11 protein-coding genes are annotated in these 13683 nt (G+C 61.1%); 1 reads left to right on the top strand and 10 read right to left on the bottom strand.

The window, feature by feature from the left end:
• Window positions 1-10: 10 nt before the first annotated feature.
• From ACR0KM_RS10375 to metG, 3 genes are all read right to left on the bottom strand, one after another.
• Window positions 11-3148, bottom strand: coding sequence for an efflux RND transporter permease subunit (locus ACR0KM_RS10375; RefSeq protein ID WP_480859587.1), 3138 nt, complete (start codon window positions 3146-3148; stop codon window positions 11-13).
• A 3-nt stretch (window positions 3149-3151) separates the two neighbouring features.
• Window positions 3152-4330 (bottom strand): efflux RND transporter periplasmic adaptor subunit, encoded by a 1179-nt coding sequence (locus ACR0KM_RS10370; RefSeq protein ID WP_480859584.1) that lies wholly within the window; start codon window positions 4328-4330, stop codon window positions 3152-3154.
• 272 nt (window positions 4331-4602) lie between these two features.
• On the bottom strand, window positions 4603-6321 hold the full coding sequence (gene metG, locus ACR0KM_RS10365) for a methionine--tRNA ligase (protein ID WP_480859583.1): 1719 nt from the start codon (window positions 6319-6321) through the stop codon (window positions 4603-4605).
• Window positions 6322-6486: 165 nt separating this feature from the next.
• Here metG and ACR0KM_RS10360 point away from each other — a divergent pair, with 165 nt between their 5' ends.
• The gene (locus ACR0KM_RS10360; RefSeq protein ID WP_480859581.1) at window positions 6487-6687 is read left to right on the top strand and encodes a hypothetical protein; all 201 of its coding nucleotides are present in this window, start codon (window positions 6487-6489) and stop codon (window positions 6685-6687) included.
• A gap of 56 nt (window positions 6688-6743) precedes the next feature.
• Here the strand turns inward: ACR0KM_RS10360 and ACR0KM_RS10355 are convergent, their stop codons facing one another.
• From ACR0KM_RS10355 to ACR0KM_RS10325, 7 genes are all read right to left on the bottom strand, one after another.
• Complete coding sequence (locus ACR0KM_RS10355) at window positions 6744-7964, bottom strand: MFS transporter (RefSeq protein ID WP_480859579.1); 1221 nt, start codon at window positions 7962-7964, stop codon at window positions 6744-6746.
• Between the two features lie 79 nt (window positions 7965-8043).
• Entirely contained in the window at window positions 8044-8640 is a 597-nt protein-coding gene (locus tag ACR0KM_RS10350; protein ID WP_480859577.1) for a YceI family protein, read from the bottom strand.
• A complete protein-coding gene (locus tag ACR0KM_RS10345) occupies window positions 8637-9851 on the bottom strand; it encodes an MFS transporter (protein WP_480859575.1) in 1215 nt (404 codons plus the stop codon). Before ACR0KM_RS10345 ends, ACR0KM_RS10350 begins: the two co-directional genes overlap by 4 nt.
• Before the next feature lie 62 nt (window positions 9852-9913).
• On the bottom strand, window positions 9914-10531 hold the full coding sequence (locus tag ACR0KM_RS10340; RefSeq protein ID WP_480859573.1) for an ImuA family protein: 618 nt from the start codon (window positions 10529-10531) through the stop codon (window positions 9914-9916).
• Window positions 10532-10580: 49 nt separating this feature from the next.
• A complete protein-coding gene (locus ACR0KM_RS10335) occupies window positions 10581-11162 on the bottom strand; it encodes a retropepsin-like aspartic protease family protein (protein WP_480821808.1) in 582 nt (193 codons plus the stop codon).
• 41 nt (window positions 11163-11203) lie between these two features.
• A complete protein-coding gene (locus tag ACR0KM_RS10330; RefSeq protein WP_480821810.1) occupies window positions 11204-11824 on the bottom strand; it encodes a MarC family protein in 621 nt (206 codons plus the stop codon).
• Window positions 11821-13674 (bottom strand): ABC-F family ATP-binding cassette domain-containing protein, encoded by a 1854-nt coding sequence (locus tag ACR0KM_RS10325; protein ID WP_480859571.1) that lies wholly within the window; start codon window positions 13672-13674, stop codon window positions 11821-11823. Before ACR0KM_RS10325 ends, ACR0KM_RS10330 begins: the two co-directional genes overlap by 4 nt.
• Between the last annotated feature and the right edge of the window lie 9 nt (window positions 13675-13683).

The following is a 13683-nucleotide window of genomic DNA, read 5'->3' as shown; positions in this document are numbered from 1 at the left end:
TTTTGTCTGATCAGGCGGCCTCTTCCGACGGGCCCGGATCGTTTTTGCTACCTTTGATCCGCTCGCGCAGCCCTTGCATCACGGCATAGAGGACGGGCACGAGGATCACCCCGAACAACGTCGCCGCCAGCATGCCGCCAAAGACCGCCACACCGATGGCCTTCTGGCTGGCCGCGCCCGCGCCGTTCGCGGCCAGTAGGGGCACAACACCCAGCAGGAACGAAAGCGCGGTCATCATCACGGCGCGAAAACGCTGATGCGCAGCCTCGGCTGCAGCCTCTCTGATCGACAGGCCCTTGGCGCGCTGCTCCATCGCGAATTCCACGATCAGAATCCCGTTCTTCGAGGCAAGCCCCACAAGCATGATCATCCCGATCTGCGTATAGAGGTTGATATCGCTGCCCACGACGGCCACCGCCGCCACCGCGCCAAACAGCGCGACGACCACGGACATCAGGATCGACACGGGCATCGTCCAGCTTTCGTATTGCCCCACAAGGAACAGATAGCCGAACAGGATCGCCAGGCCCAGGATCACGACCACCAGCCCGCCCGAGGCGAGCTGTTGCTGCGCCGTGCCGGTCCATTCGAACGCATAACCGGGGGGCAGGGCGGTTGCCGATTCCTCGGTCATGACATTGATCGCGTCACCGGTGGACAGACCGGGAGCAGGCACCGCTGTCACCGTGGCCGAGCGGAACAGGTTATGTCGTTTCAACAGAACCGGCCCCAGCACGTTCTCGACATCGATCAGCGTGCCCAGCGGCACCATCTCGCCCTTGGTGGAGCGCACATAGAGGTCCGATATATCCTCGACCTTGTTCCGGTACGAGCCTTCAGCCTGAATCATCACGCGATAGACCCGACCAAACAGGTTGAAGTCATTCACGTAGTAGGACCCAAGCTGCGCCTGCATGGTCTGGAAAATCTCGGCCACCGAAACCTGCAGGGTCTTGGCCTTTTCCCGGTCCAGATCAACGAACAGCTGCGGCACGTTTGCGCGGAAGGTGGTATAGGCCTGCGCAATCTCGGGCCGCTGGTTGGCTGCATAGACGTAAGAGCCAACCGCCGAAGCCAGATCCTGCGGTGAGCCGCCACCGGTCTGCTGCACCTCCATCTCAACACCGGCGGACATGCCGAGGCCCTGAATGGGCGGCGGGTTGAAGGCGACGATCGAAGCCGCCGATTCCTGGTTCGCAATCGCCAGCACTTTGCCCAGAATGGCATCCGCGCTCAGGTCGGGCTCTTGTCGTTCCTCCCAATTGGTGAGGTTGACGAAGATGGCGGCACCGTTGGTCGTTGTCCCGTTCAGCAGCGAGAAACCGTTCACCAGAACAGTGCTGGCAACACCGGGGATTTCCTGCATCTGCGCATCCAGTCGCGCCGAGACGGTCTCGGTCCGTTCGAGCGTTGCCGCGTCGGGCAGTTGGATGTCGACGAATAGATAACCATTGTCCTCAAGCGGGATGAACCCTTTCGAGGTATTCCCCATGATCGTACCGGTTCCCGCAGCAAAGGCGGCGATGATGCCAAGCGAGATGACCGGCAGGATCAGCAGTTTGCGCACCATAGCTGTATAGCCGCTGCGCATCGTACCGATGAAACCTTCGAACACCGCCAGCAAACCCTTAGGTGGCCCCGAGCGCGCCTTCAGCACCAGCCCGCACAAGGCCGGAGACAGCGTAAGCGCGTTGATCGATGAGATCACAACAGCGGTCGAGATCGTTACTGCGAACTGCGAATACAATCGCCCAGAGATGCCGGGCATGAAGGTCACCGGCACGAACACGGCCAGCAGAACCAGCGTGGTCGCGATCACCGGGCCCGTGATCTGGCCCATAGCCTTGCGCGTTGCTTCGGGCGGGGACAGCCCCTCTTCCGCGATGATGCGCTCGACGTTTTCAACCACAACAATGGCGTCATCAACCACAATCCCGATGGCCAACACCAATGCAAACAACGAGATCGTGTTCAGCGACATTCCGAAGGCCAGCAGGAATGCAAATGTCCCGATCAAGGACACCGGTATCGCCACCGCCGGAATGATGGTCGCGCGCCAACTGCCGAGGAAGATGAACACAACCGTGATCACCAGAATGAAGGTCAGGATCAGGGTCGAAACAACGTCGTTCAGGGACTGTTCAACAAAGTCCGTTGTATTGAACGGCACTGCGTATTCGACATCGGTCGGGAAAGAACGTGACAGGCGATCCAGCTCGGCCTGCACACGCTCGGACACGGCCAGCGCGTTGGCGCCGGGGGCTTGGTAGATACCGATCACGGTGGCCGGGACGCTCTGGAAAAAGCCCGAGGCTGAATAGAACTGCGCCCCCAGCTCGGTGCGCGCGATGTCTTTTACGCGCACAATCGCACCGGCATCTCCGGTTCGGATCACGATGTCCGAAAACTCTTCGGCCGAGGTCAGGCGGCCTTTGGTCTTGATCGTGTATTGAAAAGCTTGCCCTTCGGGTACCGGCGGCGACCCGATCGAGCCTGCCGAGACTTCGATGTTCTGTTCGCGGATGGCGTTGATCACATCACCCGGAGTGATGGACAGCGCTGCCATCTTATCGGGGTCCATCCAGATTCGCATGGCGTATTCCAGATTGGTCAGAACGTCGGCCCTGCCGACACCCTGAATCCGCGCCAGCGCATCTTTCAGGTTGATCGAGGCGTAGTTCGACAGAAACACGCTGTCATATGTGCCATTGGGCGAGGTCAGCGTGACCAGCAACAGCATGTTTGTCGACGCTTTCTGCGTCACAACGCCGGACGATGTGACCTCGGACGGAAGCGAGGCCATGGCCTGCGCCACCCGGTTCTGTACGTTCACTGACGCGATGTCGGGGTCGGTTCCGACCTCGAACGTCACGTTCAAAGAATAAGATCCGTTGTCGGACGAGGTGGACGTCATGTAGATCATATCGTCTACGCCGTTAACCTGCGCCTCGATGGGCGCGGCAACGGTGTTTTCAACGGTCTCGGCGTTTGCACCGGTATAGGTGGCCGTCACACTGACGACCGGGGGTGTGATGTCCGGGAACTGCGCCACCGGCAGCACCAGATAGCCGATCCCGCCCAGAATGGTCAGGACCAGCGAAATGACAAGCGCCAGCTTGGGCCGGCTGATGAACAGGGCTGAGAACATCGGTTACTCTCCCGGCTGCTCAGAGGCGACAACCGCGTCTACAGCCACGCCGGGGCGCACCCGCTGCAGGCCCTCGACAATCACGCTTTCGCCTTCACGCAGGCCGTCGGAGACGATGATCGCCGATCCGACCGTATCTCCGGTGGTGATATATCGCTGTTCGACCATCTGTTTGTCATTGACGACCAGAACGAATTCACCCCGCTGGTCACGCTGCAGCGCGGCCTGTGGGATCAGTACCTGCAATGTGGGTTCCAGTGCCTCAATCTGAACATTCACAAACGCACCGTCGATGATGAGACGATCGGTGTTTTCGAACTGCGCTCGCACGGTAATTGCGCCGGTCAGAGGGTCGATCCGGTTGTCGACAAAGACGATCTCGCCGGTCTCATCCAACTCGGTTCCATTGGGCAGCGTAACGTGAACGTTCGGGCTGTTGTTGCTTTCGGCCAAAGACGCTGCGTTCTCGCCAACCTGTTGAAGAACTGTGGTGAATTGCTTTTCGTTCAGCGAAAAGTTCACATAAATCGGAGCTTCGCTGACAAGATTGACCAAGGGTGGGTTGTTTGGTCCTACGACATCTCCGACGCTGGTGGCTACGCGCCCAAGACGCCCGGTGAATGGGGCGTGGATCTCGGTGTAACCCAGATCCAGTTCAGCCTGCTGTATCGCGGCGTTTGCGGCTTTGACCTCGGCTTCGGCAACCAGTTCGTTGGCGCGTGCAATGTCGCGCTCGGATTCCGGGGTCGCCTGCCGCCGGAACAGCTCTTCCTTGCGGGCCAGATCGACCTTGGCCAGCTCAAGATTGGCCTCGGCCCGATCCAGATCGGCCTTGCGGGCCTGCAAGGTGGCCTCGTAGAGGTCTGGTTCGATCTTGAACAGCAGATCGCCCTCGTTCACCAACGCACCGTCTTCGACGTCCTGGCTTTCCAGAAAACCGCTGACCCGTGCCACGATGTCGACCTTGTCGATGGCCTCGGCCCGCCCGATAAAGGTGGCCTGATCGGTAATTTCCTGGGAATAGGCTGCCGCGATGGACACTTTCGGCGCGGGCGCGTCACCCTGATCCTGCGCGGCTGCAGAATGCCAGAACCCAAGACACGAGAGTAGGGCCAGGGTCGGACCAAGCGCCGTGGCGGGTCTGCAGCGACGGGGGGAGGTGGGAACAAATTCAGGGGACATAACACATGCCTCGTTCAGACGATAAATATGCGCCGCGGCATAGGCGCACCGCGACGAGTCGATCACATTGAGATCAGGATGGCCGCTTTGCGGTCATTTCTCAAGCATGTTGACGACCGGGTTGTCGCCAACAACCGATAAAATTCTCAGGCGAATGGCAGAGTTACACCGCAAAGCTGACGATTGTGGCGCATAGTGCAAGGTTCAAGCGAGAACACTGAAAGACCGGAGGCAGCTAAGCCCCCGGTTCGAGATTTCTGAACGGTCGTGGTTCAGGTGCGCGTTCCGGCGAATTTCGCCTGCCAGTCTTCGCGCTGCTCATCGGTGATCTTGGCAAACAGCACATCGGGCACCGAGAATTGATGGCCGGCGGGCAGGGCGCTCAGCGCGGCCTCAACATCGTTGGGCCATCCGGTATCCAGCGTGTTCATCGCGCTCAGCATCCGGGCCGAGGTTTCGGGGATGAACGGCGCGCTGAGCACGGCATACAGCCGGATCAGGTTCAGGCCCAGACGCACCTGCGCGGCGGCCTGTTCGGGGTCTTCCTTGAAGGTGGACCAAGGTGCTGCGGCCTGCAGATATTCATTGCCCGCGACCCAGATCGCCCGCAATTCCTGCGCGGATTTGCGAACCTCCATCGCCTCCATATGGCCTTCATAGGCGCGGATGCGTTTGGTCAGATCTGCAATCAGGGCCTGCTCGCGCTCGCCAAAGGTACCGCCCTCGGGCACGGCCTCGCCGAATTTCGAGCGGCAGAACTTGGTGATCCGGCTGACGAAGTTGCCCAGAACATCGGCCAGGTCCTTGTTCACCGATTGCTGGAAGTTCTCCCACGTGAACTCACTGTCGCTGCTCTCGGGCGCATGGCTCAGCAGCCACCAGCGCCAGTAGTCGGCGGGCAGGATCTCCAACGCCTGATCCATGAACACGCCACGGCCTTGGCTGGTCGAGAACTGGCCGCCGTCGTAGTTCAGATAGTTGAAGGATTTCAGGTGATCGACCATCTTCCAAGGCTCACCCGAGCCCAGAATGGTGGCCGGGAAGCTGAGCGTATGGAAAGGCACGTTGTCCTTGCCCATGAACTGGACATAGCGCACGTCATCCGCGCCCTTGTCGGTGCGCCACCAGCGCTCCCATTCGGCATCCGGTTTGCCGGTAGAATCCGCCCATTCCTTGGCGCAGGCAATGTATTCGATGGGGGCATCGAACCAGACATAGAAGACTTTGCCCTCCATCCCCGGCCAGTCCTGATCGCCTTTCTTGACGGGCACACCCCAGTCCAGATCGCGGGTGATGCCGCGATCCTGCAGACCGTCGCCGTCATGCAGCCACTTCTTGGCGATAGAGGTGGTCAGGATCGGCCAGTCCGTCTTGCTGTCGATCCACGCGTCCAACTGATCTTTCATCGCCGATTGACGCAGATACAGGTGCTTGGTCTCGCGCACTTCAAGATCGGTCGAGCCGCTGATCGCGCTGCGCGGCTCGATCAGATCAGTCGGGTCCAACTGTTTGGTGCAGTTCTCGCACTGGTCGCCGCGCGCACGGTCATAGCCGCAATTGGGGCAGGTGCCCTCGATATAGCGATCCGGCAGAAACCGGCCATCGGCGTTGGAATAGACCTGTTTTTCGCTGACCTCACGGATCAGGCCTGCCTCGTCCAGCTTGCCCGCAAAATGCTGGGTCAGGCGCTTGTTTTGCGCGCTGGACGAGCGGCCAAAGTGATCGAAGCTGAGGCCAAAACGCTGCGCGATCTCGGCCTGAACGGCATACATATCCGCGCAGTATTCGGCGACGGGCTTGCCCGCTTTCGCCGCTGCCAGCTCGGCCGGGGTGCCGTGTTCATCCGTTGCACACAGGAACATCACCTCATTCCCCCGGCCACGCTGGTAACGTGCATAAAGATCGGCAGGCAGTTGCGAGCCGATCAGGTTGCCGAGGTGCTTGATCCCGTTGATGTAAGGGATCGCCGAGGTGATGAGAATTCGGGCCATTTTTGCGTTTCCACGTAACTAACTGCGCGCCCGTCTACAGTATGTGACCGCTCAGCAAAAGCCCGGTTTAGGTGTTGGTGCCTTATTCTCACCCGGAAACGCCGCCTTCGCGAAAACTCCGGACGGTGTGTTACGATGGTCAAAGCAGTTTTGCAGGGGGGATTTATGTATTGCTCTTATTTGGCGCGTGTATTTCGCCTCTCCGCCATCGTTGCAATGACCCCAGTTCTTTCACCGACCAGCACTCTGGCCGACCAGGAGCAAGCGCTGGCCGATTTTGTCGGCTATGAGCGTATGCAGCGGCATGTCGGGGCCTGGGTCTTCGGTAATCCGCGCGGGGCTGGAAATCGACCCGCTGGGGTATGAAGCGGGCTCTGTCCTGGATGAGATGGTTCAGTCGTCGCCGCCTGTAGAATAAGCCTTTAATCCTCGCGTGATCGTTTCAGAAGGCGGCCGATGGTGAATGAAGTTCGAGGAGCATAGACGTAGTTCGTTCTTTCTTGGGGCGTTGGGCGCGACCGCATCCGGGCAAGGCCAAAAACGATCAGCCCCAGATGCCCGACGGCGACAAATGCAAATAGCGCGCCCGGCCCGAATTGCTGGATCAGCGTCGATGAGACATAGGGCGAGGCGATTGCCCCCAGCGCGTACCAGAACATCAATGCGGCAGACAGTTCAACGCGTTGTTCAGTTGTTGCGAAGTCATTGGCGTGCGCAGACGAGACCGAGAAGATTGGAAAGGTGGTCAGTCCGAAGAAACCGGCAGCCAGCATGACACCCAGCGCGCCTGCACCGCTTGCGGCCATCGTAATGGCACAGCTTAGCACGGCGGCGGCGGACAGCCAGATCAGCACCCAGCGGCGGTCGTATTTGTCTGCCAGCCACCCCAGCGGATATTGGGCCAGCGCGCCGCCCAGAACAAACGACGCCAGAAAAAAGGCGATCTGGTCCACGCCCAGACCGACCTCTTGGCCGTAGACCGGGCCCACCATGCGGAACGACGCCGAGCTGAGCGCTGCAACGATGACCCCGGCGACCGCAAGTGGCGAGTTTTGCCAAGCCATTCTGGGCCGCAGGCGCGGGGCGTCCGGTGTTTTGGGTTGGCTGGCGCGCGTCAGCGCCAGCGGCAGCAGCGAGGCACAACACAGGATCGCCAGCAGATTGTAAGAGATGTAAGATGCAGGTGGCAGAACCGCGATGATCAACTGGGCGCAAAGCGACGCCCCAAGGTCTGCGATCCGATAGCTTCCCATGACCCGCCCGCGCGAGTCGTTGGTGACCTTGGCATTCAACCAGGCCTCGATCACAGTATAACACCCTGCAACGCAAGTGCCCGAGGCGATGCGCAACACGGCCCATATGCGGGGGTCCTCGGTCAGTGTGTGGCCCAGCAATCCCATCGCACCCAAAGCGGTGCAGACCGCAAACGCACGCGAATGACCGACACTGCCCATCAGGCGCGGCGCCCACCAGCAGCCGATGAAGAAGCCGAGGAAATGCGCAGATCCCAGCAGACCGATCTGTTCCGTCGAAAAGCCCAGCGTCAGCCCCGAGATCGCGTCCAACGGGCCGACGCCGCCGGTCGAAAGCTGCAGCAGAATGACGGAAAGAAACAAGGCGGCAAAGGAAATAATCGTGCGCATGATGGCCTCAGCTTGACGTCACGCGCCGGTATTTCGCGCGACTATTCGACCTGCGCGCGTCGTTTTTTGCCTTTCTGCCTCATCCTTCGCGGACGATCTCGGCATGGATGTTCAGACCCACCGTCTCTTGCACCAGATCTGGGTAACCCGAGGCACCGAACTCGTGCCGGTTCAATGCCCCGATCAGTCTGATGCTCAGAGCATCCAGGTCATCCACCGCGCTGCCCGGCTTTCGGTAAAGGTTGGCCATCAGCGTGACAGGACGTGTCACGCCACGCACAGTCAGATCACCCGTCACGGTTGCGCCTTCGGATATTCGACCCGACGGGCCCAGTTGAATCTTGGTCGAGGTGAACCGTATCGTCGGGTGCGTTTCGGCGTTCAAGACACTTTCGCCCAGCATCGGGCCACGGGCAAATGGCAGTCTGGTGCGCGCATCGGCCACGTCAAGCACCACGTCCACTGTGCTGTTCTGCAGACGTTTGGTGTCGATCCGTATGTCGGCAGACCGGATCGGCATCGTGCCGGATTGCGCCACGCCTGACAGATCAAAGGTAAAGCCAACCGAGGTGCCCTTGGGGGCCAGCACATAGGGGATCAGCCCGGTTTGCGCGGCGCTTGCCAGGGGCAGGGCGGTCAGCCCCGCGATCAGGGTGCGTCGGGTCAGATATGTCATGCCAAAACCTCTCTACCCCGCGGGCGTGATCGTTTCATTAGGGTCAGCAGAATGACGATGTTCAGGCCGTTCCAGAGGATGCCGTTGATAAAGGCCAATTGATAATTTCCGGTTACGTCGTAAATCCAGCCCGACATCCAGCCGCCCAAAGCCATACCCATGATGGTCATCATCATGACAAAGCCCACCCGCGCACCAGCCTCTTGTGGGGGCATGTATTCGCGCACCACAAGGGCATAGCTGGGGACGATGCCGCCCTGTGCCAGACCAAACAGCATGCTGATGACATACAGCGAGACCATCCCGTCATAGGGCAGGAACAGAAACAGCGCGATACATTGCAGGATCGACCCGATCAGCAAGGTGGTCAGCCCGCCCAACTTGTCGGCCACAAGGCCCGAGATCACGCGGCTGACCACACCACCCAGCAGCATCAGCGAGAGCATCTCGGCCCCGACCGCCGGGCCGTAACCCAGGCCGACGCAGTAGGATACGATATGGACCTGCGGCATCGACATCGCTACGCAGCAGCCGATTCCGGCGATCCCGAGGATGTATTGCAGCGCGCGCGGCGACAGGCCGACGCTGTGCGCGCGGGTCTGGGCGGCAGCTGCGGCGGTGCTGTGCGCCTCAATCGGGACTTGACGGCGCAGCAAGAGGGACAGGGGGATCACCGTAACGACAGTGATCAGCGCAAGGCTCAGGTAGACCTGTTGCCAGCCCTCGCGCGCCAGAATGCCCGACAGCAACGTGGGCCAGATCGCACCGGACAGGTAGTTCCCGCTGGCCACCAGCGCCACGGCGATCCCGCGCCGCCGCATGAACCAGTGCGAGATATCGGCGATCAGAGGGCCGAACCCCACCGCCGTACCCAGCCCCAGCAGCAGATGCGCCAGCGACAGCAGAAGCATGTTCGGGGCCAGTGTGGCCAGCAGATAGCTGACAGCACTCAGGGCGGCGGCCCCGATCAGCGCTTTGGTCACGCCCAGCCGGTCCACCAGTTGACCCAGCCACATATTGCCCAGCGCAAAGCCGATCATGGTCAGGACATAGGGCAGCGACGCTTCGGCGCGTCCGGCCCCGAACTGTGTTTCGATGGCGGGCATCACCACGATCACGGCCCACATGCCCACATTGACCACCGTGGCAATGGCCAGAGTGATCAGCAGGCGCAGCCAGGAATAGCGGCTATCGTGGATCGCGTGGGTCATCCCGGAACGCTAGGGCGCGGCTGCCGCTTTGACCAGTCACAAGTTGCGTGACCGCTGTGCTGTCACTCAGTCGTGTCTTTGGTTTCGACCCGTTGCAGGTGCAGAGCCTGACCCGCAGCCCGGGTGGCCAGCCAGCTGGCAGGCGGTTGTGCGCGGGCACGGCGGCGGGTCAGGGTCCAGCTCTGGCCTGCGTCGCAATAGGTGGCGGCCATATGCCAGCGCGTCTCGATCCCTTGTGCGCCGCCGTCATCGGGGGTCAGCAGCAGCCCCAGCGGTGCTTGCCCCGCCGCGCCGCCCTGTTCTGCGGCCAGATGCATGCGCCGGACCGGGGTCAGCCCCGGCGGGCCGGGCAGATCACCGATGACAAGGGGGGCTGTCCCGCTGCGCAGCGCCTCCTCCATACACCAAAGCAGGTCTTCGGCTTTCGATGGGCGCACCAGCAGAAAGCGCGCGGGATCGGCGAACGGCAGCATACCCTCGGGGTGCAGGTGTTCGATCTGCCAGTCCGGGGCGATCCACATCACGGGCCCTTGGGTCTGCCCCGCCAGCCACAGGGCAAAGCTGCGCCGTGCGGGGCCGCAGGCCTCGTGGACACGGGCCAGTTGCAGGCTGATCTGTGAATGCAGGGTCACACCGGGCGGGGTGCGCGCGGGTTTGCGGTCAATAAGCTGAGTGGACATGCCGACAAATTAGCATGTTCCCACTTTGTTCTCAATCGGGGAATCGCTGTCAGCGCGACAAAATCAGGCGTCCATCTGCGAACTGAATGTTCGAGAAGCGATGCAGATACTCCATCCCCAGCAGCGACTGACTTAACTCGCCTTCAGTGATCGAAGCCGGGACATTGCTGTCGGTGATGGGCCCCAACGCAAGGCTTTGCAAGCGAACCGGTGCTGTACGCACCATGCCGTTGGCGGTCGAGGCGCGCCCAACATAGTTCAGCTGTGCCGTATCTATCCCGGCACGCTCGGCATCCTTGTCGCTGAGAACGATTTGGCTGGCACCGGTGTCGACCAGAAAGGTCACGGCTGTGCCATTGACCAGCATGGGCAGATAATAGTGACCATCCCGCGCGCGCGGCACCTCGATCGCGTCACCGGTGATCGCCATCTGCGGGGCGGGGCTGACTGACGAACGGATATCCTCCCACAGGCCGATCACGGCGATGGCGCCCACGAAGATGAACACCCAGGCCATGATCTGCTGCAAGGTCTTGTTCAGCGATTGGCGGTTTTGCGAGACAAACCAGAGTGCCACGGCCGAACCAAGCACGACCAGATATACCAAACGCCCGATGCTGTCGCCGTCCATACCGCAATCCTCACCACAGTCACTTTGGTATATATGGGGATTCAGGACGCGAAACCAAAGGCCTTCAGGCCATCCAGAATGAACTGAACCGACAGCGCGGCCAACAACATACCCAGCAATCGGGTCAGTACGTTCAGGCCGGTCTTGCCCAGTATGCGGGCGATCAGACCTCCGGCGAGAAAGAACACAAAGACGACGATCATGACCGCCAGCATAACGGCGCAGGCTGCAGCGATGCCCTGAATGCCGGGGTTCTGGCCTGCCAGCAGAATGATCGTCGCAATCGAACCGGGGCCCGCGATCAGGGGAATGGCCAGAGGGAAGACGGACGGGTCGGGGTGCTCTTCCTCTTCGGCCCGGTCCTCGCGGCGCTTGGTGCGACGGTCGAACAGCATGTCGAGCGCGGTCAGAAACAGCAGCGCGCCACCGGCTACACGAAAGGCTTCCATTGAAATGCCGACAAAGCCCAGAACCGCTTCGCCAAAGGCTGCAAAGGCGATCAGGATACCGGCTGCGGTCAGACAGCTGCGGATGGCGACCTTGCGGCGCGTTGTTGCGTCCATGTCCTGTGTCAGCGCCACGAAGATCGGCGTGGTGCCGAACGGGTCGATCACCACAAACATGGTGGTGAACGCCGTTATGAAAAAGGCCAGTTCAATCATGCTGCATTCTCTGCCTGTTCAAGTCGCTCTGCGGCCGCGACCCACAGGGTTTCGGCTTTTTGCATTGCCTCGGTCACCTCGGCGAACTTCCGGTTCCAGGTTTCCAGATCGTTGATCCTGTCATCCTCGTACAAGGCCGGGTCCGCCAGCTTGGCCGAGAGCTTGTCGTGCATATCGGTCAGTTTCTCGATCCGCTCCTCGCATTTACGCAGATCGGCGCGCAAGGCCAGCATTGTATCGCGCGATGGGCGCTTGGGCTTTGCGGACTGTGGTTTGGCTTTGACGGGTTTGTCTCTGGCAAGCAGCATGGCCCGATAAGCCTCAAGATCTTCCTCGAACGGTTTGACCGTACCGTCCGAGACCAGCCACAAACGGTCGGCCACCAGTGACAGCAGGTGCATGTCGTGACTGACCAGAACCACCGCGCCGGAATAAGCCGTCAGCGCCTCGACCAGCGCCTCGCGGCTTTCGATATCAAGGTGGTTGGTGGGTTCGTCGAGGATCAGCATATGCGGCGCGTCGATGGTCGCCAGAAGCAACGACAGGCGGGCCTTCTGACCCCCGGACAAACGCCCGACCTTGGTTTCGGCCTGATCCGCGTTCAGGCCGAAACCAGCCAGACGCGATCGCCACTTGCCCGGCGCCTCATCGGGGCGCAAACGGCGCAGGTGATCCAAAGGTGTTTCGTCTACATACAGCTCATCGACCTGATGCTGCGCGAAATACCCGATGCGCAGCTTGGAACTGCGCGTCATCTTGCCCGCCATCAGGGGTAGGCGGTCGGATAACAGCTTCGAAAGGGTTGATTTGCCCTGACCGTTCTTCCCAAGCAGCGCGATGCGGTCATCCTGATCAATGCGCAGGTTCAGGCGGCGCAGCACCTCGGTCTCGCCATAACCGGTCACACCACCTTCGATCTGGATGATCGGCGGCGACAGTTCCTCGGGCTCGGGGAACGAAAACGCGCGCAGCGCGGCCTCTTGCGGGGTCGAGACCAGCTGGATGCGCTCGATCATCTTTAGCCGCGACTGGGCCTGAACGGCTTTCGACGCCTTATAGCGGAAGCGATCCACAAAACTCTGCAGGTGCGCGATGCGGGCCTTGGCCTTGGCGTTCTCGGATTCGGCCTGCGCCAACCGTTCGGCGCGACGCTCGGCGAACTTGTCGTAGGGCACGGCGTAGTAGGTGAGCTTGCGATCTTCCAGATGCAGGATCGAGCCCACGGCACGGTTCAAAAGCCCCCGGTCGTGGCTGATGATGATCACCGTGTGCGGGTACTTGGCCAGATAGCTCTCGAGCCACAGCGCACCTTCAAGGTCCAGATAGTTGGTCGGCTCGTCCAACAGCAGCAGATCGGGCTGGGAAAACAGCACCGCTGCCAGCGCCACGCGCATCCGCCAACCGCCGGAGAAATCGGAACAGGGGCGCAGCTGATCCGCGTCGTCGAACCCCAGACCTTTGAGGATCGAGGCCGCGCGCGCTTCGGCCGACCAGGCGTCGATATCGGCCAGACGGGTCTGGATATCGGCAATGCGGGCGGGATCTTCGGCACTTTCGGCCTCGGCCATCAGCGCGCTGCGTTCGGTATCTGCAGCCAGAACGGTATTGATCAGTGACACATCGGACGAGGGCACCTCTTGCGCCACACCGCCAATCCGGGCGCGTTTCGGGATCGAGATACCGCCCGATTCAAGCGCCAGTTCCCCGCGGATCAGGCGGAACAGCGTGGTTTTCCCGGTGCCATTGCGGCCCACAAGGCCAACCTTGTGGCCGTCCGGGATGGTCGCGCTGGCCCCGTCAAACAACGGGCGGCCCTCAACGGCGTAGGTGATGTTTTCGATCCGTAGCATGACGCGCTC

The organism is Ruegeria sp. G10 (genome assembly GCF_056533645.1).
This window is presented reverse-complemented; position numbering and strand designations above follow the sequence as displayed.

Coding starts and splice junctions, on each gene's coding strand:
- ACR0KM_RS10375 (WP_480859587.1), bottom strand. CDS start 3,148: ATGTTCTCAGCCCTGTTCATCAGCCGGCCCAAGCTGGCGCTTGTCATT.
- ACR0KM_RS10370 (WP_480859584.1), bottom strand. CDS start 4,330: ATGTCCCCTGAATTTGTTCCCACCTCCCCCCGTCGCTGCAGACCCGCC.
- metG (WP_480859583.1), bottom strand. CDS start 6,321: ATGGCCCGAATTCTCATCACCTCGGCGATCCCTTACATCAACGGGATC.
- ACR0KM_RS10360 (WP_480859581.1), top strand. CDS start 6,487: ATGTATTGCTCTTATTTGGCGCGTGTATTTCGCCTCTCCGCCATCGTT.
- ACR0KM_RS10355 (WP_480859579.1), bottom strand. CDS start 7,964: ATGCGCACGATTATTTCCTTTGCCGCCTTGTTTCTTTCCGTCATTCTG.
- ACR0KM_RS10350 (WP_480859577.1), bottom strand. CDS start 8,640: ATGACATATCTGACCCGACGCACCCTGATCGCGGGGCTGACCGCCCTG.
- ACR0KM_RS10345 (WP_480859575.1), bottom strand. CDS start 9,851: ATGACCCACGCGATCCACGATAGCCGCTATTCCTGGCTGCGCCTGCTG.
- ACR0KM_RS10340 (WP_480859573.1), bottom strand. CDS start 10,531: ATGTCCACTCAGCTTATTGACCGCAAACCCGCGCGCACCCCGCCCGGT.
- ACR0KM_RS10335 (WP_480821808.1), bottom strand. CDS start 11,162: ATGGACGGCGACAGCATCGGGCGTTTGGTATATCTGGTCGTGCTTGGT.
- ACR0KM_RS10330 (WP_480821810.1), bottom strand. CDS start 11,824: ATGATTGAACTGGCCTTTTTCATAACGGCGTTCACCACCATGTTTGTG.
- ACR0KM_RS10325 (WP_480859571.1), bottom strand. CDS start 13,674: ATGCTACGGATCGAAAACATCACCTACGCCGTTGAGGGCCGCCCGTTG.